Source organism: Halioxenophilus aromaticivorans (assembly GCF_042850945.1).
GTDB lineage: Bacteria > Pseudomonadota > Gammaproteobacteria > Pseudomonadales > Cellvibrionaceae > Halioxenophilus > Halioxenophilus aromaticivorans.
This window is the reverse complement of the sequence record NZ_AP031496.1, coordinates 3747105-3773470: the sequence shown is the minus strand read 5'-3', so window position 1 is coordinate 3773470 and position 26366 is coordinate 3747105. Positions and strand designations below refer to the sequence as shown.

Genomic DNA, 26366 nt, shown 5'->3' with positions numbered 1-26366 from the left:
CAGACGTATATTTCCACCGGGTTAATAGTGCTATTGAAACAGATTCTGGAAGAGATGTTGAGAAATTCACAGTCGCTGGAAATTACAGTTTTACTGAAAACCTTTCGTTTACAGCTGAATTTAATACTTCCTCAGACAACGCCACAGATACAGATACCGATTACCTGGTGTTGGACATGATCGTTGCGTTCTAATTTATTCGAATTGTCCATTGCTGATTTAATGATCCGTCTGTGCTAGTGACAGTTCAATCTAAGAGTTTACAAAAAGGAGCTTATAATGTTGTTCAAAAAGGCAATTTCTGTCAGTGCGTTTAGCTTGGCTATGTTAACGACTTCCCTAACTCATGCCGCAGAAACGATAAAAGTGGGTGTGCTGCACTCGCTTTCCGGCACCATGGCAATTAGTGAAACTACGTTAAAAGATACCGTTTTAATGCTCATTGATGAGCAGAATAAAAAAGGCGGCGTACTGGGTAAAAAGCTCGAACCAGTTGTAGTTGATCCAGCGTCGAACTGGCCGTTGTTCGCGGAAAAAACTCGTGAGTTGCTTGGGCAGGAAAAAGTTGATGTTATTTTTGGTTGTTGGACATCTGTTTCTAGGAAATCAGTTCTCCCCGTGATTGAAGAGCTAAATGGTCTGATGTTTTACCCCGTTCAATACGAGGGTGAGGAATCCTCTAAGAATATCTTCTACACCGGCGCCGCACCAAATCAACAGGCTATACCGGCTGTAGATTATCTGATGGATGAATTAGAAGTTGAGCGCTGGGTACTGGCCGGTACTGATTACGTATACCCGCGCACAACCAATAAAATTCTTGAAGCATACTTAAAAGCAAAGGGTTTTACCGATAAAGATATAATGATCAATTACACACCTTTTGGTCACAGTGATTGGCAGAGTATTGTATCTGATATTAAAAAGTTTGGATCATCTGGTAAAAAGACCGCAGTGGTTTCTACCATCAATGGTGATGCTAATGTTCCGTTTTACAAAGAACTGGGCAACCAAGGAATCTCCGCAGAAGATATCCCTGTCATTGCTTTCTCTGTGGGTGAGGAAGAATTATCCGGGATAGACACAAAACCATTGGTTGGCCACCTAGCGGCGTGGAACTATTTCCAAAGCGTGGATGAAGAAGTCAATGAAGACTTTATTAAACAGTGGAAAAAATTCACCAGCAAGAAACGCGTGACCAATGACCCAATGGAAGCCACTTACATTGGTTTCAATATGTGGGTGAAGGCTGCAGAGAAAGCTGGTACCACAGATGTTGATAGAGTTGCGGACGCACTGATCGGTATTGAGGTGCCCAATCTTACCGGTGGCACTGCGACTATGCTGAAAAATCACCATCTCACGAAGCCTGTATTGATTGGCGAGATACAAGACGATGGCCAATTGGAAGTGGTATGGGAAACTGATGATCTTGTCCCTGGGGACGCTTGGTCAGATTTCTTGCCAGGCTCTAAAGACATCATTGCTGATTGGACAGATCCGGTCAATTGCGGAAATTACAACACCAAAACCAAAACTTGTTCAGGTCAAAATTTCTAACTAACCCGCAAGTTTATCGCGGCAGGGATGCCCGATATGGTGAAAGCCAATCTCTTCTGTGTGTTAACTCAGATTGAATAATTGGAAGTAAGGATGACTTTCGATTATTTTTCTCTAGTAGATTTCAGGTGCCTCGTCCGGGGTGCTTTAGATTCCATACCTTGGAGGTATCGATGCATCTCTGGATCAGTAGGACAATTCTTTTTTCGCTTTGTTTATTGTGGTCTTATTTTGGCCACGCCCAAAATTCTGATGCTCAGGACTTGTTGCTTGAGCTAACGGAGGCAAACCTTCGTGAAACCGCTGAATTAATACCGCGTTTAGAAAGTGCCGGTGGCGAACAATTTCTACCCCTCTTCAATACCTTATTAGCCGGCGATTTATACTACGAAAAGCAATCGAAGAAACTGCTGTCCATTAGCAAACGTGATGGTCAATACCTGGCGATTGATGTTCTAGGCGGTAATGATTTAGGTGAGGTAGAGAAATCGGCTATCAAGAAAATACGCGTCAATAATTCGCTGCGTACCTTGCTAAGAGAAACCATTGCCCGAATAAATCTTACGTCTCAGTCAGCAGAAAAGCGTTTGGCCGCAGCGAAGACTATGTTGGGGGACGTCGACGATACGAGCGCTTCGCTCATTGATCAACGGTTGAGCGTCGAGCAAGACAAAGCCGTGGTGCAAGCGTTATCCCTCGCTAAAGCCATCTACGTGACGGTAGAGGGCGATGAGGTTTCTGAAAGAGTTGCGGCTATAGAACAGTTAGAAGGGCACCTGGAGCCTGAGGTGAGGGTTGCTTTATCGCAAGTGTTAGCAGTAGACCAGGGCGGGGTGTATACAGAGCCCAGCACTGCGGTAATGAAAGCTGCAGAAAAAGTGAATGCCGGTATCGCTGGTAAAATAAAATTTTATGGCTTCGTCGAACAACTCTTTTTTGGTCTCAGCCTTGGCTCAGTTTTGCTCTTAGCGGCTATCGGATTAGCGATTACCTTTGGTGTCATGGGTGTTATTAACATGGCGCATGGCGAAATGATGATGTTGGGTGCTTACACAACGTTTGTGGTGCAACAACTGATGCCCAATGCCATAGGGTACTCCTTGCTTGTTGCTATTCCGCTGGCGTTTATCATCGCCGGCTCAGTGGGTGTACTTATTGAGCGTACGGTTATTCGGTTCTTACATGGCCGCCCTTTGGAAACGCTGCTCGCCACTTTTGGTATTAGCCTTATATTGCAACAAGCAGTGCGAACGATCTTCTCGCCGCTGAACCGGCAGGTAATCACGCCAGACTGGATGAGTGGATCATGGCAGATTAACACAGTTCTGTCAGTTACCTATAACCGCCTCTATATTTTGATTTTTGCGTTAGCGTTATTCATGCTGCTGGTAACCGTACTTAAAAAGACCTCGTTAGGTTTGAATGTAAGAGCAGTATCGCAAAACCGTAACATGGCTAAGGCCATCGGTATCAAAACGGATCGAGTCGATGCGCTGACCTTTGGCTTGGGGTCAGGTATCGCTGGAGTTGCAGGCGTCGCACTTAGCCAGTTGACAAACGTCGGACCAAATTTGGGTCAGTCCTACATTATTGACTCATTTATGGTAGTGGTATTTGGCGGTGTAGGTAACTTAATGGGCACCTTAGTGGGTGCTTTCACACTGGGCATCGCGAATAAATTTCTGGAACCTGCGACCGGGGCAGTACTAGCCAACATCTTGATTCTCGTCTTTATCATACTTTTTATTCAAAAACGGCCCAAAGGACTGTTTCCACAAAAAGGCAGGGCAGCAAATGACTAAATCTAATTTTCTATCTTGGTGGTCACAAGCTAGGTCGACTGGCAATGCTTCCTTTGTATTCGTCGTGGTTTTATTCGGCGTTGCGATATTGGCGTCCTTGGGGAATCTAGCTGTACCTGAATCATCAATATTTCATGTAAGTACTTACACAATTTCGCTGTTGGGCAAGTATTTGTGCTTTGCTCTGTTGGCTCTATCCGTTGATGTGATCTGGGGCTATTGCGGAATTTTAAGTTTAGGGCACGGCGCTTTCTTTGCTTTAGGTGGGTATGGCATCGGGATGTATCTGATGCGCCAAATTGGTGATAGAGGGGTGTATGGCAACCCAACACTGCCTGATTTTATGGTGTTTTTAAACTGGCAGGAACTACCATGGTTTTGGCTTGGTTTTGACCAGTTTTGGTTTGCCATATTAATGGCTATGTTGGTTCCTGGCATCTTAGCATTCATTTTTGGCTGGCTGGCTTTTCGTTCAAGAGTAACCGGGGTCTACCTATCGATTATGACCCAAGCGTTGACCTATGCTCTGATGTTAGCTTTTTTTCGAAATGAAATGGGCTTTGGCGGTAATAATGGTTTAACGGACTTTAAAGATATTTTGGGGTTTGATTTGCAATCAGATGCAACCCGAGTTTCGTTGTTTGTCATAACGGCGCTGCTTCTGGCCGCCGCGTACTTCACCAGTCGAGCAATCATGGCATCGAGATTTGGTAGAGTGTTGTTAAGTATACGAGATGGCGAATCGAGAACGCGGTTTTTGGGCTTTAAAACTGAACGGTACAAGGTTTGGTTGTTTGTTTATTCTGCAATTTTGGCTGCTATTGCCGGCGTTATGTATGTTCCTCAAGTCGGCATTATAAACCCAGGGGAATTTTCGCCACTGAATTCTATTGAGGTGGTAGTTTGGGTAGCTGTAGGTGGGCGGGGAACGCTCTATGGGGCAATTGTTGGCGCAGTATTAGTCAACTATGCCAAAACGCGATTTACGGCAATATTCCCTGAGGCCTGGTTGTTCGCTTTGGGTGCTCTGTTTGTGTATGTCACCATCTTTATGCCACAGGGGTTAATCGGTTGGCTACAAAAGTCCTTAACAAAATTCAATAATAAAACCGAGGTGGCATCGTGACTTGGCTCGACAAAACAAGAGAAATTATGGCACCTGACCGCGTCTGGCCGTTTTTAACGCCGGAAGTACCTGCGACTTTAGATGTTTCGAAGAATGTCATTTTATACGTTGAAGGCCTGTCCGTTGCTTTTGATGGCTTTAAAGCGCTCAATGATTTGAATCTGTACGTTGATGACGGTGAACTGCGTTGTTTAATTGGTGCCAATGGGGCTGGTAAAACAACGCTGATGGATGTCATTACAGGTAAAACGCAATGTGATTCTGGTGATGTGTACTTCGGCCAAACTATTAACTTATTGCAAAGGTCAGAGCCAGAGATTGCACAACTCGGTATTGGAAGAAAATTTCAGAAGCCGACTGTATTTGAGGCGCAATCAGTTTTCTCTAACCTAGAGCTATCCATCAAAGCCAGTAAAGGTATTTGGTATAACTTACGAGCCAATTTATCTGGCGAACAGCGTGATCGAATCGACTTCGTTCTAGAGTTGATTGGTTTGAAAGCGCAGCACTCCATGTTGGCCGGCGCATTGTCTCATGGACAAAAGCAATGGTTAGAGATTGGTATGCTTTTGGTTGCAGATCCTAAATTGCTATTGATTGATGAGCCCGTCGCGGGCATGACCCCCCAAGAAACTGAGCGTACAGCGGAGCTATTAACGAGTTTGGCGGGTGACCATACAGTGATTGTTGTCGAACATGATATGGAATTTGTACGCAGTATAGCGCGTAAAGTTACTGTGCTTCATCAAGGGAGTGTTTTAGCCGAAGGCACCATGGACGAAGTTCAAAATAACGCTGATGTGATCGAGGTGTATTTGGGGAGTGAGTTATGATTCAGTTTAAAAACGTCAATCAACTTTACGGCGGTACCCAAATCCTTTGGGATTTAAATTTGGATATTCAGCCCGGCTCGTGCACCTGTATTATGGGGCGCAATGGTGTGGGCAAAACGACGTTGTTAAAGTGTTTGATGGGCTTATTACCTATCAAAAGCGGCGAAATACTTTACGATGGAGATCCTATTCAGGCCAAGTCCGCGGAATGGCGCGCTCATAATGGTATTGGTTTTGTTCCACAGGGACGGGATATTTTTCCATTGCTTACGGTTGAAGAAAATCTTCAAGTGGGTCTGCCTTGTCGTAAACAAAAGACGAAACAAATACCAGAAAAAATATTCGAACTATTTCCGGTGCTAAAGGATATGTTGAATCGACGCGGCGGTGATTTGTCGGGCGGTCAACAACAGCAATTAGCCATCGGTCGTGCACTGGTTATTGATCCCAAAGTGTTGATATTGGACGAACCCAATGAAGGCATCCAACCAAATGTCGTGCGGCAAATTGGTGATGTTATCACGCGCTTAAATCGAGAAGAAAATTTAACCGTGATATTGGTAGAACAAAAGCTAGGTTTTGCCAGGAAAGTCGGCCAAGATTTTCGCTTGATGGAAAAAGGTAAAGTTGTCGCGGCCAATAAGATGAGCGAGTTGTCAGATGACCTAATCAAACAACATTTGGCTGTTTAATCTGGCTAGAACTGATTGAAAGAGTATAAGTTTGACTGCTAACAAGAAACCGAATGTCTTATTTACGGAGTGGGCACTAGTCAGTTCTAACAAATTTTGATTGGTTATTCTGCCATAAAGAATTGCTGATAGTTCGCTTTTCGCTACAAATATGCGTCACTTTTAGTGGAAGCGTTAGCTCCTGGATCTAGATGGTTTGATTCTGCCTTAGTATGGAAACCTTGCATCCCAATGCATGAGCGCTATGGATATGAAAATAACTAATAATAATGATATTGCTAATAGCTGATTTGGCGGTTCTAGGCGACTATATTTTTTAATTTCACCGAAATGTATGTTAGATCAATTTTATCCGTGTCTAGGGGTTGAATTTATCATTCATGGTTTTTAGTGAGTATAGAACTGGTTTGTTTCTTTGTGAAAACATTCTATCGGTATCTTTATGAAGGGCTTGTTGTCAGTCAATCATGGAGTAGGTTAATTGGTTGTGTTTTTGAATCTATATTGGATTTATTTGGTGCGTTAATTTTACTTGCTGCCGATTTTGCACTGTCTGTGAACTTTGTGGCTGTCAATAAAAAGGATATTGTTGATGCTAACTGTGGGATAGCTTCAGAGTGTTTCCAATTGGTATTAATCTGGTGCAAATAAATGCTGATTGGTGCTCATATCCGTTTAAATGAAGATGTCTACTTATTTACGAAGCTTGGCAGATTACATTCTGGTGCTTTTGGAGATTCCACACCAACTAGAGGTTACTATGAATTCTCCTGAAGCCGATGCCTTAGGGCCGAATTTGACGAACGATTCTGAGTTACAATCCGCTAGTAAAGCGACTTCCGAGACCTTAGAAGATTACACGTTGCGATTTGCTCCCCGCCATTATCGTCAATGGACGCCAGCGGTGGTGGCTACATCTGCATTGGGAGGCATCGCCTATTTGGCTGACTTTGCTATCGGCGCGACCATCGGGATTTCTTTTGGTACTACCAATGCGGTTCTAGGCATTATAGCGGCGGCGGTCTTGATATTTTGTACAGAGTTTCCTCTGGCATACTACGCCGCGAGGTATAACACGGATTTGCATTTGATCACTCGTGGTAGTGGCTTTGATTATTACGGCTCAGTGATAGCTAATGTTATTTTTGCCAGCTTTACTTTCATTTTTTTTCGTCTTGGAAGGCTCGATTATGGCTCAGGGCTTGGAAATCGGGCTCGGTATTCCGCTGTGGTTGGGCTACCTAATTTCCACTGTTATGGTAATTCCGTTAGTTATTTATGGCATGAAGGCACTCGCTAATCTATAAGTCTGGTTGACCCCGCTTTGGCTAGTCCTAATGGTATTGCCTATGATCTATCTGGTGGCGTCTCAACCCGAAAGTATCGATAGCTTTATCGCGTATATAGGCGAGTCCGGCGGTGAAGCCATTTCTTTGGGCTATATTATGTTGGCTGCCGGTGTTTGTTTGGCTTTAATTGTGCAAATTGCCGAGCAAATTGACTACCTTCGATTTATGCCACCGCGCACTAAAGAGAATAAAAAAACTTGGTGGACCGCGGTTATTTGTGCAGGTCCTGGTTGGGTTGTGCTGGGGGCGATTAAGCAGATCACAGGGTTGTTTATAGCTGTTTATTTAATAGCTAAGTTCGCGCCTGAAGATATCAAACTTGCTAGTGAACCGGTACATCAGTTCTTAGGTGTATACGAACAAATGATGCCGGGTTGGTTGGCGATGACGTTGGCAGTAATTTTAGTGGTAATTTCTCAGATTAAAATTAATGTTACCAATGCTTATTGTGGTTCTCTTGCTTGGACTAACTCGTACACTAGAGTTACTAAACATCACCCAGGCCGAATGGTATTTGTGATCTTCAATCTCGCTACTGCCCTACTATTAATGGAGCTCAGCATGTTCGAGTTTCTGAATAATATTCTAGGGTTTTACGCTAACTGCGGTATCGCATGGATTGTCACAGTTGCGACGGATATAGCCGTTAATAAGTATGTGTTGAAAATATCACCGAAAGTCCCCGAGTATCGTCGTGGTATGTTGTACGCGGTGAATCCAGTGGGGTTTACCTCTGTGGTATTGTCTGCAGGTATTTCAATCCTCGTGTTCTTTGGTGCAGCTGGTGAGTGGTTGCAACCTTATTCCCCTCTTGTTGCAGTTGTTGTGGCATTTGTGGTTACACCAGCTATGGCGGTTGCGACCAAAGGAGGTTATTATTTACGTCGCGACAGCGATGGCATTGATTTGCCAATGTTTGATGAGCACGGAAACCCTTCAGGAGAAATGATGACTTGCAACGTCTGTGGTGAAGAGTATGAATGTCCTGATATGATTGCTACCCCTACGGTTACCAGTGCCGCGGTATGTTCTTTATGTATCTCAACAGATTCATCCGGTGAGCATGTGCTGCCTGCTACAGAGGCCTAGTAGCTAGTATTGTTTTCAATCTTGACCGATGTCTTTGAAAGCAGTTATAAACTCCTCAATGCGGCGGTCGTCGCATTGAGGATGCTTTAATTTTCAGAGTTTTCGAGTTGTTTTGTAGTAATCGCACATGACCAAACTTAAGAGTGAGGAAGGCTTCGGCTGAGACTAAATGGGTATATCGCAAAACGCTCCTGAAGATATCGATCAGCAATCAGTTTTAAGTGATCAGCGAAAGTCTACATTTACCAGTGCTTTAAAATGGCCTGCGAATTTATCGTTGGCGGTGGTAAAAACTGCTCGCGGCACTCGGCTTGCGGAACGCAGTCACTCAGGCCCGCTGTATGTGCAAAAGCCATTCTACCCAGAAGGCCCAGATCACGCCCATATCTATTTGCTGCACCCTCCTGGTGGTGTTGTCTCAGGTGATAGCTTAGATATTACGATCAATGTCAAATCAAAGGCGCGAGCGCTATTTACAACGCCTGGCGCCGGTCGCATTTACAGAGCAAGGCCTGATTTGACACCCCAGGTTCAAACCGTAACTATCACGCTTGACCAACAGGCTGTTACCGAATGGCTCCCCCTCGAAACAATTGTTTATCCCGCGAGTAGAGGTGTATTAAGAACTAGCATTAAGTTGCCTGAAGATAACTCGGCGTCTTTTTTGGGGTGGGAAATCACATGTTTGGGCTTGCCCGCTAGTCAACTTCCTTTCTCCAATGGCCAATTACAACAATCGTTTGAATTGTGGCGAAAAGATAAACCAGTATTCATAGAAAAATTACGGTTGGACGCCCAAGATCAATCTCTAATAGCTGGCAGGGCTGGATTTCAGGGGCATAGTGTCTCTGCTCTGATGGTTGCTGGCCCTTTTGCCGATCGATCCCAGCCAGAAATTTCACAGATCAAACGGCAAACTCATTCAGAAGTAGCTCTAAATAAACTGGTCGATGAACTCAGGGATAAAATCATAGATTCGCAGTGCGTAATAGGCGTAACAGTAAAATCGCAGTTTATTGTGATACGTTTATTGGCCAACAGTAGTCAGCAAGCCAGAGTTCAGCTTACTCAGGCCTGGCAAGTACTCAGACCGCACTTAACCGGCCAGTTGGCGTGTGAGCCGCGGGTATGGTCATGCTAGAGGACGCTAACCTTGTGGTTGCCACCACACCACGTATCGCCAGCATCGACAGACGTATGGTATACATTAGTCACAGAGATAACTATGGAACTCTTACCTAAAGAAAAAGATAAATTACTCATTTTTACTGCTGCATTGTTAGCGGAGCGGCGTTTGCAAAGAGGCTTGAAGCTGAATTACCCAGAAGCGATAGCCTACATAACCATGGAAATAATTGAAGGCGCGCGTGACGGAAAAACCGTGGCCGAATTAATGGCTTATGGCAAACAAGTGTTAAGTGCGGATCAAGTACTACCTAGCGTTCCGGAACTAATACACGAAGTACAGGTAGAGGCCACTTTTGCTGACGGTACCAAACTGGTCACTGTGCACGATCCTATTAATTAGCTTAGGTAACTTTAAGGAGTTGGTATGATTCCAGGAGAATATCGTGTCGTCCCAGGCGAAATCGAGTTAAATGCCAATCGTGAAGCGCGAATTATCACGGTGGAAAATACAGGCGACCGACCTATACAGGTTGGTTCTCATTACCATTTTTACGAAGTTAACCCTGCATTAAAATTCAGCCGTGATCAAGCGCTGGGGTTTCACCTCAATATTGCCTCGGGTACCGCGGTACGCTTTGAGCCTGGCCAAGCCCGAACAGTGGAGCTTGTAGCTTTTGCGGGCAAGCGCGAGATCTATGGTTTCCGAGGTGAGGTTAATGGTGCTTTAGCCCCTCAATCCGTGGGAGATAATAATTAATGGCTAAGATTGATCGCACCAGTTATGCGCAAATGTTTGGTCCAACCGTCGGTGATTGCGTTCGCTTAGCAGATACTGAAATATGGATAAAAGTAGAACAAGATTTCACGGTTTACGGTGATGAGATTAAATTCGGTGGCGGTAAAGTAATTCGCGATGGAATGGGGCAAAGTCAAGCTTTAGCTGCTGACTGCGTAGATTTGGTAATAACCAACGCTCTTATTCTTGATTTTTGGGGCGTGGTCAAAGCAGATGTTGGTATCAACGACGGTAAAATTGCTGCAATCGGAAAAGCCGGTAATCCAGACGTACAAGAGGGGGTCACCATTAACGTTGGCCCGGGCACGGAGGTAATCGCTGGTGAGGGCTTAATTTTAACTGCGGGTGCGATAGACGCACACATACATTTTATTTGCCCACAACAGGTTGAAGAGGCTTTGATGTCGGGCATAACAACCATGATTGGCGGCGGTACCGGCCCAGCCACTGGAACTAACGCTACCACGTGCACGCCTGGGCCTTGGAATATTGGAAAAATGTTGCAGGCCACTGATACTATGCCAATGAACTTCGGATTTTTGGGCAAAGGTAACGCAAGTCAACCACAGCCATTGCGAGAACAGCTCGAAGCCGGTGCTTGCGGTCTTAAGCTACACGAGGATTGGGGCAGTACTCCGGCGGCGATTAATTGTTGTTTAAGTGTTGCTGAGGAGTACGACGTACAGATAGCCATTCACACCGACACGTTAAACGAGTCAGGTTTTGTCGATGATACGATCGGCGCTTTTAAAGATCGAGTGATTCATACTTACCACACTGAGGGTGCTGGGGGCGGACACGCACCAGACATTATCAAGGCCTGTGCCTACCCAAACGTGTTGCCATCCTCAACCAATCCAACACGGCCATATACCGTTAATACCGTCGACGAACATCTAGACATGTTGATGGTCTGTCACCACCTGGACCCAAGCATTCCAGAAGATGTGGCCTTCGCCGATTCTCGTATTCGAAAAGAGACTATTGCAGCGGAGGATATCTTTCATGATCTCGGCGCATTCAGCATGATCTCCTCTGATTCCCAAGCGATGGGTCGAGTGGGTGAAGTGATATGTCGCACTTGGCAGACCGCCCATAAAATGAAAGTACAGCGTGGCCCGCTAGCCGAAGACGCAAACCCGGAAGATGGCATTGAGGCTGATAATTTTAGGGCACGGCGTTACATCGCGAAATACACGATTAACCCAGCTATCACCCATGGCGTTGCGGATGTCATCGGTAGCATTGAAGTTGGCAAATTGGCCGATCTGGTTCTGTGGAAGCCGGCTTTTTTTGGCGTGAAACCTGCCACTATCCTAAAAGGTGGCATGATCGCCGCTGCGCCGATGGGGGACCCCAATGCTTCCATCCCGACACCGCAACCAGTTCACTACCGCCCCATGTTCGGATCCGCGCCACTGGCAGCGGCCAATACTTCGGTGACATTTGTCAGCCAAGCGGCCTATCAAAACAACATCGGCGTAGCGCTGGGACTACAGCGATCACTTGCGCCTTGTCGGAATACCCGGACTATCCGAAAAAAAGACATGAAACTCAACGATTGGCAACCCGCTGTGGAGGTTGATCCTCAAACGTATGAGGTACGTGCCGATGGCCAGTTGCTTACTTGTGAGCCGGCCAAAGAGTTACCCCTAACGCGCTTGTATCAATTATTTTAAAAAGGCCACACCATGTTTGAAGTGTATCAACGCCTCGGCACTCACTGTCACGAACCGGTAGATGCCGAAGTCGTACTGGATCATGAACAGCGCACCAAAGGTAGATTGAAAACGATAACTGCCGATGGACAAGAGGTCCGTATTTTTTTAGAGCGAGGCAAACCCTTGCTTGTCGGTGAATATTTGCGTACCCATTGCGGCAAAACTCTACGCGTAGCCGGCGCCACTGAGCCGGTGGCAAAAGCGCACTGCGATGATTGGCTTACTTTCGCAAAAGCCTGCTACCACTTAGGTAATCGCCACGTAAAAATGCAAGTGGGAGAACGTTGGTTACGAATTACGCCCGATCACGTGTTAGAGGAATTATTGCAACTGCTTGGGTTAACTATCATCCACGAAGAAGCGGTATTTGTTCACGAAAATGGAGCCTATGGTGGCCACGGACATGCCCACTGACCAGTCCACTCAGGGACAAGCAGCTGTACCAGGTGTAGTTGACGGATTGACTGGCCTAGCCAATACCGGGTTGTTACGGTTATTGCAACTGACCAGCGCCAACTTACCCGTCGGGGGCTTTTCGTTCTCCCAAGGATTGGAAACGGCTTGCGAGAAAGGTTGGATAACAAATAAATCTGAAACCAATGAATGGCTTACGCTACAAGTAGAACATTCTTTGACCTATCTCGATTTGCCGATACTTTTGCGTGCTCATAAAGCCGCTACGGAGAGGGATCTAAAACGCCTGCAATACTGGGATGACTATTTGCTTGCCTGCCGAGAAACTCGAGAGTTGTATTTGGCAGATACTGCTATGGGACAGGCTTTGCGACGACTGTTAACCTCGCTCGAGATAGACTGCCCTCTAAATAACCCCTGCAGTTTTGTCACTCTGTTTGCGATAGCCGCCGCCCATTGGCGTATCCATTCAAGTCTTTGTGCTTACGGTTTTTGCTGGAGTTGGTTAGAGAATCAAGTGATGGCGGCGACTAAATTGGTTCCCCTTGGTCAAACGCAAGCTCAGCAATTGTTAGGGCAGTTAAATGGATCGATTACCGGAGGGATAGCGATTGCAGAGTCATTACCCGATGAAGCCCTTGGTGCTAGCCTACCAGGTTTAAGTATTGCTAGTTGTTGGCATGAGCATCAGTACAGCCGGCTGTTTCGCTCGTAAGAATGAAACGTTCAATCAGAGATTATCGCTCATCATTTTGCTTTGGAGCCCAGAATGACAGAATCACATAAACCCAAACAAACCCTACGTGTTGGTGTTGGTGGACCAGTAGGTTCGGGTAAAACCGCGTTATTACGATCGTTGTGTACTGCGTTACGCGATCACTACGACATCGCCGTCGTTACCAACGATATATACACCAAGGAAGACGCTAATTTCTTGACTCGGCACGAGGTGTTGTCAGCAGACCGCATTATAGGGGTTGAAACGGGCGGTTGCCCGCACACCGCTATTCGAGAGGATGCGTCTATGAATCTGGCTGCTATTGATGAATTGCTTGAACGGCACGGTGATTTGGATGTTGTATTTGTTGAAAGTGGTGGTGATAACCTCAGTGCCACTTTCAGCCCTGAGTTATCTGATCTAACGATTTATGTTATTGATGTCTCTGCTGGTGACAAAATACCTCGCAAAGGTGGGCCGGGCATTACCAAGTCCGACTTGCTAGTCATTAATAAGATCGACTTAGCCCCCATTGTGGGAGCATCATTAGACGTTATGAAACGTGATGCGTTGGCTCAACGTGGTGATAGGCCCTTTGTGTTTGCGAACTTAAAAGCCGGAACAGGCCTGGATGAAATTATCTCATTGATTGTTGAAATGGGAATGTTGCCGAAGAAAGATTTGCCACCAGCTGTAGCGGTGGTTTGATAGGAGTTCAAATGATGATTAGAGAGATATTAAATCGTATTTTTTGCGTGTTTCCGTGCTTTACGGTGCTGGCGTTGTTCGTAAGCCTTCCGATCTCGGCTCACCCCGGTCATGGCGAACAAGGTGCTGTTATCCATGCCGGTGAGCATTTTGTGTGGCAATTAGCTGCAGGTTTGGTGCTAGTAACATTGGTTTTGGCCTGTGTTAGATATTACTTGGGTGGCGGTAAAAAATAACCACGGTAATCATCGGGCTTGTGATTGGATAAGCCGTGTTTAAAATGCGTCACGATGATTCTTTACGGAGTTCCGTCACCTGAATGTACCACAGTCGCTCCAACCAATAGCGCAGCTCTCTTAATATTAATTGATCGCTGCAGGCGTTCAGGCTTGCGCTGATGCCTAGGCGATCGAACTGCGGGTGGCCAAGGCCCGCGTATTCCCAATCAATAATTTTTAGGGAATCACCGCAGGTTATAATATTACTGGGGTTGAGGTCGTGGTGGGTGATGGCTGGTTGCCAGTCGCTGTTCTGCCATACAGACAGCCGGTTTCGAAAATCCTGCCAATCCTTTTGGCTTTGCTCTGGTAGCAGGGGGGCTGCGCTGACTGCGTAGGCCTCTAGATATTCAAGATAATTGAACTTAACCAAGGAGGATAGTTGTAATTGTTGGTATTGCGTAATGGCTCGGTTGAGTTGGCTGGTTTTTTCAGGGTCGTTAAAGTCGGAATTCTGCCAGGTGTCGCCGGTAACTGCGGTGATAATACTGAAACCCAATTGGTGGTCCCAATACACTATGTTAGGCGCTAGGTTGATCTCCGCTACCGCACTGTGAATAGCGAATTCACGCTGGCGGCAAATGCCCAGTGCCTCAGAGTTAGTGGCAAATAAACGCAATACCAACAAAGCGTGTTGGTTACCGACATCAGCTTTAATTAACCAGGAGCGATTGGTTTTGCCACCGGTAATTTCGCCCAAAACCTCAGGCTCAGCAGATAATTTCAGTGGCCAACTGGGCCACGTTGTTAGCGCAGATAGATAGGCTCGGTCCTTCACCGGCGCCAATTGGCTTGGGTTCAAGCAGCCTCCATCGGTGTTTTATACTGGTTTTGCTGAGCCAGCACAGAGCGCCAACGGTAGTAGCCCACCACGGACATGCCTATGTACCATATAAATAAAATAGATGTAGGGTAGAGGTCTCTATCCAAATACAGCCAAACGGAAACGGAATTAATCACAATCCAATACAGCCAGTTGGCCAGAACTTTTTGCGCAACTAAATAGGTGGTAAATACCGCAGCCCAAGTGGTGAAAGAATCGACATAGGGCCGGGCGGCTTCTGTGTTATTGGATAGCCACCAACCACTGATGGTGGTTACCGCTGCAATTAATAATAGCCAGGCCAGATGTCTCTGCCAGGGCCAAGTATGAACCGCGACACCTTGTTCATCCTGCCCACCATGGCGCCATTGCCACCAACCGTATATGGCCATGGCCATGTAATAAATATTGAGCAGTGACTCCATCAGCAAGCTTACTTGCCAAAAAATGGCGGTATAAATTGCGGTGCTTAGGAAAGCACAGTACCAGGCCTCTATGCGCTCTTTGATAATCAGCCATAGGTAGGCAATAGCCAGGGCCATAGCCAACCATTCCCAGCCATTTTGCCCCGCTATCCAGTTTTGCAGTGTTTGCCAAGTAGTGTTCACGTTTTAAACCGCTAATTATTTTAATAGCTCAGTGTTGGGTAAAAACTTGGCCACAAAAACTGCCTTGCCGTGGGTTTCTACGCTCCACTTGAATAGGGTTTTTAACGAGTCCATAACGTGGTCGTAGTCACCCATGATGACCGTGGCTGTGGGGAAGGTCTGCACGGTTAAATCGGGCAAGGTATTGAGCTTTTCAATAAACCCTTTAATGGGCGGAATGTAGCTTTCATTAAACGGGTACATGGTCAGTTCTACGGATAATTGCATGCTACATTCCTCGACTTAATTAAAGGTGTATTTTGCGCTGATGCCCAGCACACGGGGCTCGCCGTATTGAACATATAGCTCGTTCTCGGCGTAGAGTTTTCTAGGGTCGTTGGGGAAGGTACCAAAGCCTCTGACCGTGGTTTCTTCATCGGTTATGTTGCGGCCCCACAAACCGATCTCCCAGTTGTCGGCGCTGTATACCAAACGTGCATTGAGCAACTCTTGGGCATCGGTTTTGTATTCGTGGTCGTTGGAATAAAAATACTCGTCTTTGCCAATTACACTGATATCCAATAGTAGATTATCGGTAAAGGCGACTTCTGTACCCACGGTAAATGTGTAGCTAGGAGCCTGGGGTAGTTCATGGCCATCCAGGTTCACTCCGATATTATTTTCTGGGTCGGCGTCAACGTGGTTAAAGCTGATGTAGTCTTTGTATTCGCTCTCCATTAGGCCAAGGCTACCGTAGAGGGTAACGATATTATTCAGTTGCGCATCGATTTGCGCTTCCAGGCCGTAGGTGGCGCCTTTGCCGGCGTTGTTCAGGTAATCATCAAAGGTACACGGGAAGCCAGCCGGCGCACAGTTAACCTCACTGGTGCTGATTTGCACGTCTTCTCTGTCTTGCCAGAATAACGCTACCTGCGCAAAAACTCGGCCGCCCGCCAGGTTGCTCTTTAAACCAATTTCATAGTTGTTGAGATACTCCGGGTCGTACTGGCGAAACTCCGGCGCAATGGCATCGTTTGGGTTGAAGCTGCCGAATTTATAGCCGCGTGACAGAACACCATAAAGCGTATGATCGTCATTCATTTGGAAGCTCAGCGCTAGCTTGCCACCCCAGGTGTCGTCATCAGAATCCAAAGCCACATCGGTGTTATCCGAGTAGTTGGCCTCTTGGCTTTCCCAGCGCAGCCCGAAGGTAACACTCAATTGGTCACTCACCGCCTGTTGAATTTCGCCGTAAACAGCGAGGTTTTCTGTGTCGAATTCACTGATAAAGTTGTCGCTGGCGTAGGTGTACACGCGCTCCAATTCTTCGGTTTGGTCGCGGTAATAAAAGCCTGCTACCCACTGGGTGTCGCCGGGGCCAGATATAAAACGTAAATCCAGCGCGTTGTTGTGATTATCGCGTAGGTATTGGTCAAATGAGGAATACTCCCAATCAAATCCCCAGAGGTCGAAATCACAGGCGGTATTTTCACAGATACCGACATAAACCCAATCTTCGTCGTAACTGTATTCGATGTCAGAATCGGCGGTGCTAAAACTGCCGATGAGCTTGCCGCCATTGTCCAGCTCATACTGTGCGGTTAATGAGGTGGCTACAGTTTCTTGCGTGTCGCGGCCCGGCTGGTCGGAGTAGGTTTCCCATGTGTTATCCAGGCTGAAGCCATCGTAGCCGTTGTCGACATCGGCGTAGAAGGTAGTCCAGTTAAAGCTCAAGGCGCGGCTGGCTTGCCAGTGTAGAGTGGCGCGCAGGTTGGTTTCGTCTAATTCGTTGGTGTCGTCGCGGTTTAAGTAGGCGTTGTCGCGGTAGCCGTCGCTGTTGTTTTGTTGCGCGGCAAGGCGTAACCCGAGGCCATCGGCCAATGGCAAGTTGACGACGCCACTGAGGTTGGCGGTGTCGTATTCGCCGAACTGGCCGGCAATTTCTGCGGCAAATTCATCCGCCACCGGGTTGCTGCGCACGTTAACCAATCCGGCTAGTGCATTGGCGCCATACACGGTGCCCTGGGGGCCGCGGAGGATTTCTATTTGTTGCACATCGAGGCTGGTTATTGCGGTGCTGATGCCGGTGAAATCAATGCCGTCTACTAATACGCCTACGGAATAATTGACCGGTTCAATAAACTGGCCGCGCTCGCCTATACCGCGAATTTGTAAGAAGCGGCCGCGAGAGGCACCACTGGCAAAATTCATGTTAGGGGTTTGGGCGATAACTTGTTCCAAGTGGCTAATGGATTGGCGTTGTAAATCCACTTGGTTATAAATACTGACACTGGCGGGAATATCAATTTGTTCACTGCCGCGCAAATCGGCGGTAACCACGATTTCGGCAATGGCGGTTTCGGCCTGTTGAGCGTAAACAGGGATGGACAGAGCTGCTGGCAGCAGGGCCAGGGTAAATAAAGCGTGTGGGCGTTGCATGTAGAGCCTCCAAAAATAAACACACATTTGAGGAGACCCGGTAACGATGGGGCACAGGTGGGAAAACCAGAGATTCCTATCCCTACGCCGGCATTAACCGGATCAGGTCATAAGGGTTCGTGTTACACATCTCAGGCTCTGGTGGGAGCCACCCCTTAGGATTGGCGGCCATTGTAGCGTTTGTGAATAAAAAAGCCACAAATAGAGCGGATTGCTTCTTGTCCGTACTGCATTTGCGAGGAGGGAGTTGCCAACAAAAGACGACTCTGAGCCTTGTTAAAGCATGCAAATTCAATGGCTTAGGGCATGGTAGGCGAAAGTGTTAGGTCAAAACGGCGCTTTTTCGCCTAACTTAGTGGTTGCGGCCTAGGCATCTATTAGTATGGGATACAAACCGTACCGTATCTATTCGATGTGCGTAAAATAAATCCTGCAAAGAGGTTAAAGTGATTAATTTCTCCGGAAATTAAACCTAGAATGAGCTAAATAGTCATATATTGTCCAAGTACTGTCGTATTAGACTGTGCCGGCTTTCTACTTAATATCAAAACCAAAAGGGGTAGGTTACATGTTTGCGGGAACCGTTTTGTCCGTAAAACCACTTGCCGATGGCTTTGCCGAGTTGTGTTTCGACCGGCCCAACGAAGCCATTAATAAATTCGATAAAACCACACTGGATGAACTGCAAGCCGCCGTCGAGTCACTGGCCGGCGATGCCAGTGTCAAAGGCTTGGTTGTCACCAGCGCCAAAGATGGCTTTATTGTCGGCGCCGATATCACAGAGTTTGGCGCCATGTTCTCGGCTCCCAAAGAGGAGTTGGTGAAGCATATTGAAGCTGTCAATTTCAATATCTTTAACGCGCTAGAAGATTTGCCATTTCCCACCGCGGCTGCCATCAACGGCATAGCCCTGGGCGGCGGATTAGAGGTGTGTTTGGCCTGTGATTTTCGTGTGATGGCAGACAACGCCAAAATCGGCTTGCCAGAAACTAAGCTGGGTATCTTCCCCGGTTTTGGCGGCGCTACCCGTCTGCCGCGACTGATTGGAGTCGACAACGCGGTAGATTGGATTGCCACCGGCGCAGACAAAAAAGCGCCCAAGGCACTAGCCGATGGTGCTGTAGATTCTGTGGTCTCTGGTGAGCAATTAAAAGCCGCCGCTGTTGATATCCTGATTAAAGCCGTTGCCGGTGAGTTTGATTGGCAAGCCAAGCGCGCCGTAAAGAAAGGCCCGTTGCTGCTCAACGACATGGAATCGTTGATGTCGTTTGAAACCTGTAAAGCTTTCGTTGGTCAGGCAGCCGGTAAACACTATCCAGCCCCGGTTCAAGCCATCGTGTGCATGCAAGAAGCGGCCAAGATGGAACGCGATGAGGCGCTTAAAGTTGAGGCCAAACACTTTGCCGAAATGGCGCAAACCGAGGTTGCCAGGCAGCTGATCAATCTGTTCTTGGCCGATCAAGTGTTGGTGAAAACCGCCAAGGGCGTAGCCAAAGGTGCAGAACCTGTTAAGCAAGCAGCCGTGTTAGGTGCTGGCATTATGGGGGGGGGTATTGCCTATCAATCTGCATACACCGGTACTCCCATTATAATGAAAGATATCGCCCAAGCCGGTATCGATTTGGGTATCAAAGAAGCCACTAAGATTTTGTCTAAGCTGGAATCGCGCGGCAAAATCAACGCCACCAAAATGGCGGGTGTGCTCAATACCATTCACCCAACACTGGACTACAATCAGTTCGGTAAAGTTGACATGGTAGTAGAGGCTGTTGTTGAAAACCCCAAGGTTAAACACGCCGTGCTAACTGAGGTTGAGTCCAAACTCTCAGGCGATGCCATCCTGGCGTCGAATACTTCCACTATCTCCATTGATCTACTGGCAGAGCCCTTAAAACGACCCGAGAGCTTTGTGGGTATGCACTTTTTTAACCCAGTGCATCGTATGCCGTTGGTAGAAATCATCCGCGGCGCCAAAACCTCCGATGCTGCGGTGGCTAAAACCGTAAATTACGCCTTGGCCATGGGCAAAAAGCCGGTGGTAGTGCGCGATTGCGCCGGCTTCTTAGTTAACCGTGTGTTATTCCCATACTTTGCCGCCTTCACCCAATTACTGCATCAGGGCGCCGATTTCACGTTTGTTGATAAAGTGATGGAGAAATTTGGTTGGCCCATGGGCCCGGCCTATCTGATGGATGTGGTGGGCATGGACACTGGTCATCACGCCGCCGCCGTAGTTGCAGAAGCCTTCCCGGATCGCATGAAGCACGATTTCGAAGACGCCGTAACCGCTATGTACAAAGCCGAGCGCTTTGGGCAGAAGAATGGCAAAGGTTTTTACCAGTATGTGCCCAATAAAAAAGGCCGTGTGGAAAAAACCTTGGACCCTGATGCCACAGCTTTGCTAGCGCCCATTTGCGCTGCGCCTAAAGAATTTGCGGCGCAAGAAATAGAGCAACGGTTAATGGTGGCGTTTTGCCTAGAGGCCGTTCGCTGTTTGGAAGAGGGCATTGCAGCCACACCAACCGATGTTGACATGGCCATGATTTACGGTTTGGGTTTCCCTCCCTTCCGCGGTGGCCCGCTGCGTTACATCGAAACACTGGGTGTTGCCCAGTTTGTCGAAATTGCCGATAAATACGCTGAGCATGGCGGACTATTTAAGGTAACTGACAAGCTGCGCACCATGGCCGCCAATGGCGAAACCTTTTATTAAGGGGCCGAATCCAAATGCAACAGAATAAAATTTACCGTTTTGGAGATCACTCATGAGTTACCAACCCAGAGATGCAGTGATTGTAGATTTCGCTCGCACCGCTATGGGCCGATCTAGGGGTGGCATGTACCGCAACACCCGTGCAGAAGACCTATCCGCCGATTTAGTGAACGGCCTTTTGGCCCGCAATAGCCAGCTGGACCCAGCCGAGGTAGAAGACGTTATTTGGGGCTGTGTTAATCAGACCAACGAACAGGGCTGGAACATTGCCCGTATGATGTCTTTGCTCACGGTTATTCCACACACCTCGGCGGCACAAACCGTCAGCCGCTTGTGTGGCTCATCCATGTCGGCTTTGCACACCGCAGCCCAGGCCATTGAAACCAACAATGGCGATGTGTTTGTGGTTGGTGGGGTAGAGCACATGGGCCACCTGCCTATGGACCATGGTGTGGACCCGAACCCACGGCTGAGCAAGCACGTGGCCAAGGCCGCAGGCATGATGGGTATGACGGCTGAAATGCTGGCCCTACTGCACGGCATTAGCCGAGAGCAGCAAGACCAGTTTGCGGTGCGTTCACACCAATTTGCAGCGGCCGCAGTGAAGGCTGGCAAGTTTGCCAATGAGATCATTGCCACGCCCGGCCACGATGCCAACGGCTTTAAGCAAATGTGCAGCGTGGATGAAACCATCCGCGCGGATTCCAACGTCGCCGATCTGGCCAAACTACCACCGGCATTCAATCCGAAAGGCGGCAGCGTAACCGCCGGTAACTCCTCGCAGATTACCGATGGCGCCTCCGCCATGATTGTTATGTCCTACGAGCGAGCCAAGGCTCTAGGACTAGAGCCCAAAGCTCGTATTCGCTCCATGGCGGTGGCCGGCGTAGATCCATCCATCATGGGCTATGGCCCGGTTCCTTCCACGCAAAAGGCGCTGAAGCGCGCTGGCATTGCCATGGAAGACATCCAAACCGTTGAGCTTAACGAAGCCTTTGCGGCTCAAGCCTTGGTGGTGTTAAAGGACCTCAAGCTGCTGGAAGCCATGGATGTAAAGGTCAATTTGTACGGTGGCGCTATCGCTCTAGGCCATCCCTTTGGCTGTTCTGGCGCGCGTATTACCGGCACCTTGTTAACCGCCATGGAAGACAAAGGCACCAGTATTGGCTTGTCCACCATGTGTATAGGTTTAGGCCAAGGCATTAGTACCATCCTCGAGCGACTATAGTCCCATTGTTCGCTATCGCCCCAGTCAGCATATTGACTGGGGTGTCTACTTTCCTCTATTTTTACTTTTTTGTTGCACTGCAGCAAACTCCTGGTTGAGTTGGAAGTCCAAGACACAAGCTTTCTGCCATTGTCCAGCTTTTTGCGCCGGTATGGTGCGTGCTAGGTGGTTGGCGTAAAGCAATGCTTGTACTGGAAATCCAGGGGCGTTAGTTTTACCTGATACGGTATGCCCGCTTTTAGGGCGAACATCCGGTTTAGGGAATATACCCCTGCTAGCCAAGGCAGCGGTATATTTCTTAAATTAAAGGTCATTAACATGAAAATCGTTATCGTCGGAGGAGGTGCCGGTGGTTTAGAACTGGCAACAAAGATAGGTCGCAAGCTGGGCAAGTCGCAGCAGGCTGAAGTAGTACTCATCGACCGCAACCAAACCCACTTATGGAAGCCGTTACTACACAAAGTGGCGACGGGAGCCCTGGATGCTGAGGTCGAGGGCGTGAGCTACCGTGCCCACGGCCACAATAATGGTTATACATTTAAGTTGGGTGAGTTGACAGGGGTAGACCCCGAACGCAAATGCATCCAGCTCAAGCCCGCGGTGAATGCCGAAGGTGAAGAGTTCTTGCCCGCCCGTGAAGAAGCTTATGATTACTTGGTGCTGGCCATTGGCAGCGTGGCGAACGACTTCGGAATTCCTGGCGTCAGTGACCACTGCGTGCTATTGGACCGGTTAGCCCACGCTAACCGGCTACAGCAGCGCCTGTTAGAAAAGTTTATCGGCTTAAATCGAGAGCTTTCGAAAGGTGCTGCAGAGCGCATGCTGCGGGTGGCCATTATCGGCGGCGGCGCTACCGGTGTGGAATTGTCGGCGGAGTTGTATAAGGCCCGTGAAGAGCTGGTGAAGTACGGCATGAAGCACGTGACACCAGAGCATATGCAAGTCACCCTCATAGAGGCTGGGCCGCGATTGGTACCGCAACTGGACAATAATATCAGCCAGCGTGCCGAGCAAGAACTGACTCGCTTAGGTGTGACGGTGAAAACCAACACCCAGGTTAAGCGGGCAGACAAGGGCGGTTTTGTGACGAGTGACGACGGCTTTATAGAATCGGACATCATGGTATGGGCGGCGGGGGTCAAAGCCCCAGATTTTCTGCCTCAAATGGGCCACTTTGAGTTCAACAGGGCCAACCAAATATTAGTAAAACCCACTTTGCAAACCTCTCGGTTTGACGACGTATTTGCCATGGGGGATTGTGCGGGCTTGCAGATTGAGGCCAGTGATGGTCAATTACGCTGGGTGCCAGCGCGTGCGCAATCTGCGCATCAAATGGCGGATACGGTGGGGCATAACCTGCTGCGGCTGATTAAAAGTCAGCCGCTAGTGGAGTTCACCTACAAAGACATGGGGTCTCTGGTGTCACTGGGTGAATATAATGCCTTCGGCCGTTTGATGGGTGGTTTAGCTCGTGGTGGGCTCAGTGTTCGAGGTCGCATTGCTCGGTGGCTGTACATATCCCTCTATCGCATGCACCAATCGGCCATCTACGGCTGGCCACGCACGGTGCTTATCACCATCAATGACCGCTTTAACCACTGGTTGCGGCCGCGACTCAAGTTGCGCTGAGTACCGGTTGATTGAGCTAGCTCAAGACAGTGGCTATTTGTTGGCTTGAGTCCAGACAAGCCTTGGCGTTATACCCGCCAAGGCTTGTACCTTTAGCGGGATAAATCACCTTGTTAAAGGATAAAACTATGCAAGCATTTCCTCATCATTACGCCGCCACCGCGCAAGCCGCCAGTGACAGCCTGGTATCCATAACCACCACAGATTGTACGCCCATTATTTCTGCGCCGCCGGCGGAGTTCGGTGGCCCCGGAGACCAGTGGTCGCCAGAGACCCTCTTCGTTGCTTCCGTGGCCGATTGTTTCATCCTCAGCTTCAAAGCTATTGCCAGTGCATCTCGTTTTGAATGGCTAAATCTTGAATGCGCTGCCAACGGTGTGCTGGATAAAGTAGAGCGAAGCATCCAGTTTACTGAGATTCATCTGTCTGCCACGATAACTCTGGCCGAGGGTGGCGACAGGGAAAAGGCCATGAAGCTGCTCGAAAAAGCGGAGCAGACATGTTTAATCTCCAATTCGCTATCTGCCAAGGTACATTTAGAATCCCAGGTGCTGATTGGCTAATAAGTCAATACCTAATAGGTCTGCACATCGAAGGGTTGAATTCCTCTTAGGGTGCCCCCAAATCGCTGGCTAACGTCGCAATTGTTACAGTTGCGTACTTCTAATCAACGAGCAAGCCACTGGAGGAGCAACTCTCGATGACCACCGCCCAAAAAGAGACACGGGGTTTTCAAACGGAATCAAAGCAACTGCTGCATTTGATGATCCACTCCTTGTATTCCAACAAAGAAATTTTTCTGCGCGAACTGGTATCTAATGCCTCCGACGCCGCCGACAAGCTGCGTTTCGAAGCCTTAAAGGACGACAGTCTGTTTGAAGGCAACAGCGAATTAAAAATTCAAATCGATTTCGACAAAGACGCCAAAACCGTTACCATCAGCGATAACGGCATTGGTATGTCCCGCGATGAGGTGATCGAAAACCTGGGTACCATTGCCAAATCCGGTACCGCTGCGTTTTTGCAAAATATGACCGGGGATGAAAAGAAAGACTCGCATCTTATTGGTCAGTTTGGTGTGGGTTTTTATTCCGCGTTTATCGTTGCCGACAAAGTAGACGTATTTACCCGTCGTGCAGGCGCACCTGCCAGCGAAGGCGTGCACTGGGAGTGTGACGGGGAAGCAGAATACACCATTGAAATGGTGGAGAAGGCCGACCGTGGCACACAAATCGTGTTGCACCTTAAAGATGACCAAACTGAGTTCGCCGATGGCTGGCGCTTGCGCTCCGTCATCAAAAAATACTCGGATCACATCTCCCTGCCAGTGGTGATGGAAAAAGAAAAAGCACCGGCCGAAGAGGAAGGTGAAGCGGCGGCTGAGCAAGCGCCAGAATACGAAACCATCAATACCGCCACCGCGTTGTGGACACGTTCGCGCTCGGACATCAAAGAAGAAGAGTACAAAGAGTTTTATCGCCACGTTTCCCACGATTTCAGTGACCCAATGACTTGGAGTCACAATCGTGTAGAGGGCAAACTGGATTACACCAGCTTGTTGTACATTCCCGCCAAGGCTCCCTTTGATCTTTACAATCGAGACGGATCACGCGGCTTAAAACTGTATGTGCAGCGTACCTTTATCATGGACGACGCGGAGCAGTTCTTGCCAATGTATCTGCGCTTCGTAAAAGGCATTGTTGATTCCGCAGATTTGTCTTTGAATGTGTCCCGTGAAATCTTACAAAAAGACCCTAACATCGATGCCATGCGCTCTGGTTTAACCAAGCGTGTGTTGGACATGTTGGAGAAAATGGCCAAAAAAGATCCAGAGCAATACAACAATTTCTGGAAAGAATTCGGCGAAGTATTAAAAGAAGGCCCAGCGGAAGATTTTGCCAACAAAGAAAAAATCGCCAAGCTGTTCCGTTTCTCATCAACGCACACCGACAAGCCCGAGCAAGATCAATCCCTCGAGCAATACGTTGAGCGTATGAAGGAAGGCCAAGACAAAATCTACTACGTGGCCGCAGAAAATTTCAATACCGCAAAGAGCAGCCCGCACCTAGAAGTCTTCCGTAAGAAGGGTATCGAAGTGTTGATTCTTTTCGACCGCGTAGATGAGTGGTTGATGGGCAATATGTTCGAGTTCGATGGCAAAAATTTCCAAGACGTTGCCAAGGGCTCGCTGGATTTAGGCGGCTTGGACTCCGAGGAAGAAAAGAAAGCGCAAGAAGAAAGCGAGAAGGCATTATCCGGCCTGCTGGAGCGCGCCAAAGAAGCTCTTAAAGACGACGTAGCCGAAGTTCGCATCACCCACCGCTTGACTGACTCCCCTGCATGCTTGGTGGTTGGTGAAAACGATATGGGTGCGCAGATGCGCCGCCTGATGGAGCAGGCTGGCCAAGCGGTACCTGAGAGCAAGCCTAATTTGGAGCTAAACCCAGAGCACCCATTGGTGAAAAAGTTGGATATGGAGCCCGACGAGGACCGCTTCACCGAGTTGACCAAGATCTTATTTGATCAGGCCTGTTTGGCCGAAGGTGGTAGCTTGGATGACCCTGCCAGCTATGTTGCCCGCCTGAACAAGCTGATTATGGAACTGAGCCAATAACCATTGCTGATTCATAATGCTGTAGTAAGCTGGCCCTAATGACAATACTCCGAAAAGCCAAGCGTAAGCTTGGCTTTTTCGTATTATGCTGGCCTGAAGCAGGTTGTTGCCTTAGAAAC

25 protein-coding genes and 1 riboswitch are annotated in these 26366 nt (G+C 48.2%); of the genes, 21 read left to right on the top strand and 4 right to left on the bottom strand.

The features are described 5' to 3' along the window. The first annotated feature begins 279 nt into the window (after positions 1-279). The 16 genes from urtA to ACGHM3_RS16140 all read left to right on the top strand — a co-directional run bounded on the left by urtA (position 280) and on the right by ACGHM3_RS16140 (position 14172). On the top strand, positions 280-1560 hold the full coding sequence (urtA, locus tag ACGHM3_RS16215) for an urea ABC transporter substrate-binding protein (RefSeq protein ID WP_390517242.1): 1281 nt from the start codon (positions 280-282) through the stop codon (positions 1558-1560). A gap of 173 nt (positions 1561-1733) precedes the next feature. Next, on the top strand, positions 1734-3362 hold the full coding sequence (urtB, locus tag ACGHM3_RS16210; RefSeq protein ID WP_345427999.1) for an urea ABC transporter permease subunit UrtB: 1629 nt from the start codon (positions 1734-1736) through the stop codon (positions 3360-3362). Continuing rightward, positions 3355-4488 carry an urea ABC transporter permease subunit UrtC gene (gene urtC, locus ACGHM3_RS16205; protein ID WP_345427997.1) on the top strand — a complete coding sequence of 378 codons (1134 nt, stop codon included), beginning with the start codon at positions 3355-3357 and terminating at the stop codon, positions 4486-4488. The genes urtB and urtC overlap by 8 nt, the downstream gene beginning before the upstream one ends. 26 nt (positions 4489-4514) lie before the next feature. Beyond that, on the top strand, positions 4515-5321 hold the full coding sequence (gene urtD, locus ACGHM3_RS16200) for an urea ABC transporter ATP-binding protein UrtD (protein WP_390518258.1): 807 nt from the start codon (positions 4515-4517) through the stop codon (positions 5319-5321). Then, on the top strand, positions 5318-6013 hold the full coding sequence (urtE, locus tag ACGHM3_RS16195; RefSeq protein WP_345427992.1) for an urea ABC transporter ATP-binding subunit UrtE: 696 nt from the start codon (positions 5318-5320) through the stop codon (positions 6011-6013). Before urtD ends, urtE begins: the two co-directional genes overlap by 4 nt. 390 nt (positions 6014-6403) lie before the next feature. Beyond that, positions 6404-6664, top strand: a complete 261-nt coding sequence (locus ACGHM3_RS16190) for a hypothetical protein (protein ID WP_345427990.1) — start codon at positions 6404-6406, stop codon at positions 6662-6664. 109 nt (positions 6665-6773) lie between these two features. After that, positions 6774-7313 carry a hypothetical protein gene (locus ACGHM3_RS16185; RefSeq protein ID WP_345427988.1) on the top strand — a complete coding sequence of 180 codons (540 nt, stop codon included), beginning with the start codon at positions 6774-6776 and terminating at the stop codon, positions 7311-7313. A 49-nt stretch (positions 7314-7362) separates the two neighbouring features. Next, positions 7363-8451 carry a hypothetical protein gene (locus tag ACGHM3_RS16180; RefSeq protein WP_345427986.1) on the top strand — a complete coding sequence of 363 codons (1089 nt, stop codon included), beginning with the start codon at positions 7363-7365 and terminating at the stop codon, positions 8449-8451. A 169-nt stretch (positions 8452-8620) separates the two neighbouring features. Beyond that, the gene (locus ACGHM3_RS16175; RefSeq protein ID WP_345427984.1) at positions 8621-9592 is read left to right on the top strand and encodes an urease accessory protein UreD; all 972 of its coding nucleotides are present in this window, start codon (positions 8621-8623) and stop codon (positions 9590-9592) included. An 84-nt stretch (positions 9593-9676) separates the two neighbouring features. Further along, positions 9677-9979 carry an urease subunit gamma gene (locus tag ACGHM3_RS16170; RefSeq protein ID WP_345427981.1) on the top strand — a complete coding sequence of 101 codons (303 nt, stop codon included), beginning with the start codon at positions 9677-9679 and terminating at the stop codon, positions 9977-9979. Positions 9980-10003: 24 nt separating this feature from the next. Then, complete coding sequence (locus ACGHM3_RS16165; protein WP_345427979.1) at positions 10004-10336, top strand: urease subunit beta; 333 nt, start codon at positions 10004-10006, stop codon at positions 10334-10336. Then, complete coding sequence (ureC, locus tag ACGHM3_RS16160; protein WP_345427977.1) at positions 10336-12054, top strand: urease subunit alpha; 1719 nt, start codon at positions 10336-10338, stop codon at positions 12052-12054. The genes ACGHM3_RS16165 and ureC overlap by 1 nt, the downstream gene beginning before the upstream one ends. Positions 12055-12066: 12 nt before the next feature. Continuing rightward, positions 12067-12510 carry an urease accessory protein UreE gene (gene ureE / locus ACGHM3_RS16155; RefSeq protein WP_345427975.1) on the top strand — a complete coding sequence of 148 codons (444 nt, stop codon included), beginning with the start codon at positions 12067-12069 and terminating at the stop codon, positions 12508-12510. A gap of 82 nt (positions 12511-12592) precedes the next feature. After that, on the top strand, positions 12593-13225 hold the full coding sequence (locus ACGHM3_RS16150) for an urease accessory protein UreF (RefSeq protein WP_390517237.1): 633 nt from the start codon (positions 12593-12595) through the stop codon (positions 13223-13225). 54 nt (positions 13226-13279) lie between these two features. After that, entirely contained in the window at positions 13280-13936 is a 657-nt protein-coding gene (gene ureG, locus ACGHM3_RS16145) for an urease accessory protein UreG (protein ID WP_345427970.1), read from the top strand. Positions 13937-13947: 11 nt separating this feature from the next. Then, complete coding sequence (locus tag ACGHM3_RS16140) at positions 13948-14172, top strand: hypothetical protein (RefSeq protein ID WP_345427968.1); 225 nt, start codon at positions 13948-13950, stop codon at positions 14170-14172. Between the two features lie 49 nt (positions 14173-14221). Here the strand turns inward: ACGHM3_RS16140 and ACGHM3_RS16135 are convergent, their stop codons facing one another. From ACGHM3_RS16135 to ACGHM3_RS16120, 4 genes are read right to left on the bottom strand one after another with little or no spacing between them, the layout of a single operon-like run. Next, entirely contained in the window at positions 14222-15016 is a 795-nt protein-coding gene (locus tag ACGHM3_RS16135; protein ID WP_345427966.1) for a phosphotransferase, read from the bottom strand. After that, positions 15013-15645 carry a nicotinamide riboside transporter PnuC gene (gene pnuC / locus ACGHM3_RS16130; protein ID WP_345427964.1) on the bottom strand — a complete coding sequence of 211 codons (633 nt, stop codon included), beginning with the start codon at positions 15643-15645 and terminating at the stop codon, positions 15013-15015. Before pnuC ends, ACGHM3_RS16135 begins: the two co-directional genes overlap by 4 nt. A 15-nt stretch (positions 15646-15660) precedes the next feature. Further along, positions 15661-15912 (bottom strand): YkoF family thiamine/hydroxymethylpyrimidine-binding protein, encoded by a 252-nt coding sequence (locus ACGHM3_RS16125; protein ID WP_345427962.1) that lies wholly within the window; start codon positions 15910-15912, stop codon positions 15661-15663. Between the two features lie 15 nt (positions 15913-15927). Next, positions 15928-18063, bottom strand: a complete 2136-nt coding sequence (locus tag ACGHM3_RS16120; RefSeq protein ID WP_345427960.1) for a TonB-dependent receptor domain-containing protein — start codon at positions 18061-18063, stop codon at positions 15928-15930. Between the two features lie 62 nt (positions 18064-18125). Beyond that, positions 18126-18229, bottom strand: a riboswitch (TPP riboswitch). Between the two features lie 402 nt (positions 18230-18631). On the opposite strand from ACGHM3_RS16120, the gene fadB reads away from it, so the two are divergent. The 5 genes from fadB to htpG all read left to right on the top strand — a co-directional run bounded on the left by fadB (position 18632) and on the right by htpG (position 26247). Beyond that, on the top strand, positions 18632-20776 hold the full coding sequence (fadB, locus tag ACGHM3_RS16115; protein WP_345427958.1) for a fatty acid oxidation complex subunit alpha FadB: 2145 nt from the start codon (positions 18632-18634) through the stop codon (positions 20774-20776). Positions 20777-20828: 52 nt separating this feature from the next. Then, positions 20829-22004, top strand: coding sequence for an acetyl-CoA C-acyltransferase FadA (gene fadA, locus ACGHM3_RS16110; RefSeq protein WP_345427956.1), 1176 nt, complete (start codon positions 20829-20831; stop codon positions 22002-22004). Between the two features lie 318 nt (positions 22005-22322). Further along, on the top strand, positions 22323-23633 hold the full coding sequence (locus ACGHM3_RS16105) for an NAD(P)/FAD-dependent oxidoreductase (protein ID WP_345427954.1): 1311 nt from the start codon (positions 22323-22325) through the stop codon (positions 23631-23633). A gap of 128 nt (positions 23634-23761) precedes the next feature. After that, positions 23762-24196, top strand: coding sequence for an OsmC family protein (locus ACGHM3_RS16100; RefSeq protein WP_345427952.1), 435 nt, complete (start codon positions 23762-23764; stop codon positions 24194-24196). Positions 24197-24333: 137 nt separating this feature from the next. Further along, a complete protein-coding gene (gene htpG, locus ACGHM3_RS16095; protein ID WP_345427950.1) occupies positions 24334-26247 on the top strand; it encodes a molecular chaperone HtpG in 1914 nt (637 codons plus the stop codon). Positions 26248-26366: the final 119 nt, after the last annotated feature.

Excerpts from the sequence above, each read along its gene's own strand:
- urtA (WP_390517242.1), top strand. The coding sequence starts at position 280 with ATGTTGTTCAAAAAGGCAATTTCTGTCAGTGCGTTTAGCTTGGCTATG.
- urtB (WP_345427999.1), top strand. The coding sequence starts at position 1,734 with ATGCATCTCTGGATCAGTAGGACAATTCTTTTTTCGCTTTGTTTATTG.
- urtC (WP_345427997.1), top strand. The coding sequence starts at position 3,355 with ATGACTAAATCTAATTTTCTATCTTGGTGGTCACAAGCTAGGTCGACT.
- urtD (WP_390518258.1), top strand. The coding sequence starts at position 4,515 with ATGGCACCTGACCGCGTCTGGCCGTTTTTAACGCCGGAAGTACCTGCG.
- urtE (WP_345427992.1), top strand. The coding sequence starts at position 5,318 with ATGATTCAGTTTAAAAACGTCAATCAACTTTACGGCGGTACCCAAATC.
- ACGHM3_RS16185 (WP_345427988.1), top strand. The coding sequence starts at position 6,774 with ATGAATTCTCCTGAAGCCGATGCCTTAGGGCCGAATTTGACGAACGAT.
- ACGHM3_RS16180 (WP_345427986.1), top strand. The coding sequence starts at position 7,363 with ATGATCTATCTGGTGGCGTCTCAACCCGAAAGTATCGATAGCTTTATC.
- ACGHM3_RS16175 (WP_345427984.1), top strand. The coding sequence starts at position 8,621 with ATGGGTATATCGCAAAACGCTCCTGAAGATATCGATCAGCAATCAGTT.
- ACGHM3_RS16170 (WP_345427981.1), top strand. The coding sequence starts at position 9,677 with ATGGAACTCTTACCTAAAGAAAAAGATAAATTACTCATTTTTACTGCT.
- ACGHM3_RS16165 (WP_345427979.1), top strand. The coding sequence starts at position 10,004 with ATGATTCCAGGAGAATATCGTGTCGTCCCAGGCGAAATCGAGTTAAAT.
- ureC (WP_345427977.1), top strand. The coding sequence starts at position 10,336 with ATGGCTAAGATTGATCGCACCAGTTATGCGCAAATGTTTGGTCCAACC.
- ureE (WP_345427975.1), top strand. The coding sequence starts at position 12,067 with ATGTTTGAAGTGTATCAACGCCTCGGCACTCACTGTCACGAACCGGTA.
- ureG (WP_345427970.1), top strand. The coding sequence starts at position 13,280 with ATGACAGAATCACATAAACCCAAACAAACCCTACGTGTTGGTGTTGGT.
- ACGHM3_RS16140 (WP_345427968.1), top strand. The coding sequence starts at position 13,948 with ATGATGATTAGAGAGATATTAAATCGTATTTTTTGCGTGTTTCCGTGC.
- ACGHM3_RS16125 (WP_345427962.1), bottom strand. The coding sequence starts at position 15,912 with ATGCAATTATCCGTAGAACTGACCATGTACCCGTTTAATGAAAGCTAC.
- ACGHM3_RS16120 (WP_345427960.1), bottom strand. The coding sequence starts at position 18,063 with ATGCAACGCCCACACGCTTTATTTACCCTGGCCCTGCTGCCAGCAGCT.
- fadB (WP_345427958.1), top strand. The coding sequence starts at position 18,632 with ATGTTTGCGGGAACCGTTTTGTCCGTAAAACCACTTGCCGATGGCTTT.
- fadA (WP_345427956.1), top strand. The coding sequence starts at position 20,829 with ATGAGTTACCAACCCAGAGATGCAGTGATTGTAGATTTCGCTCGCACC.
- ACGHM3_RS16105 (WP_345427954.1), top strand. The coding sequence starts at position 22,323 with ATGAAAATCGTTATCGTCGGAGGAGGTGCCGGTGGTTTAGAACTGGCA.
- ACGHM3_RS16100 (WP_345427952.1), top strand. The coding sequence starts at position 23,762 with ATGCAAGCATTTCCTCATCATTACGCCGCCACCGCGCAAGCCGCCAGT.
- htpG (WP_345427950.1), top strand. The coding sequence starts at position 24,334 with ATGACCACCGCCCAAAAAGAGACACGGGGTTTTCAAACGGAATCAAAG.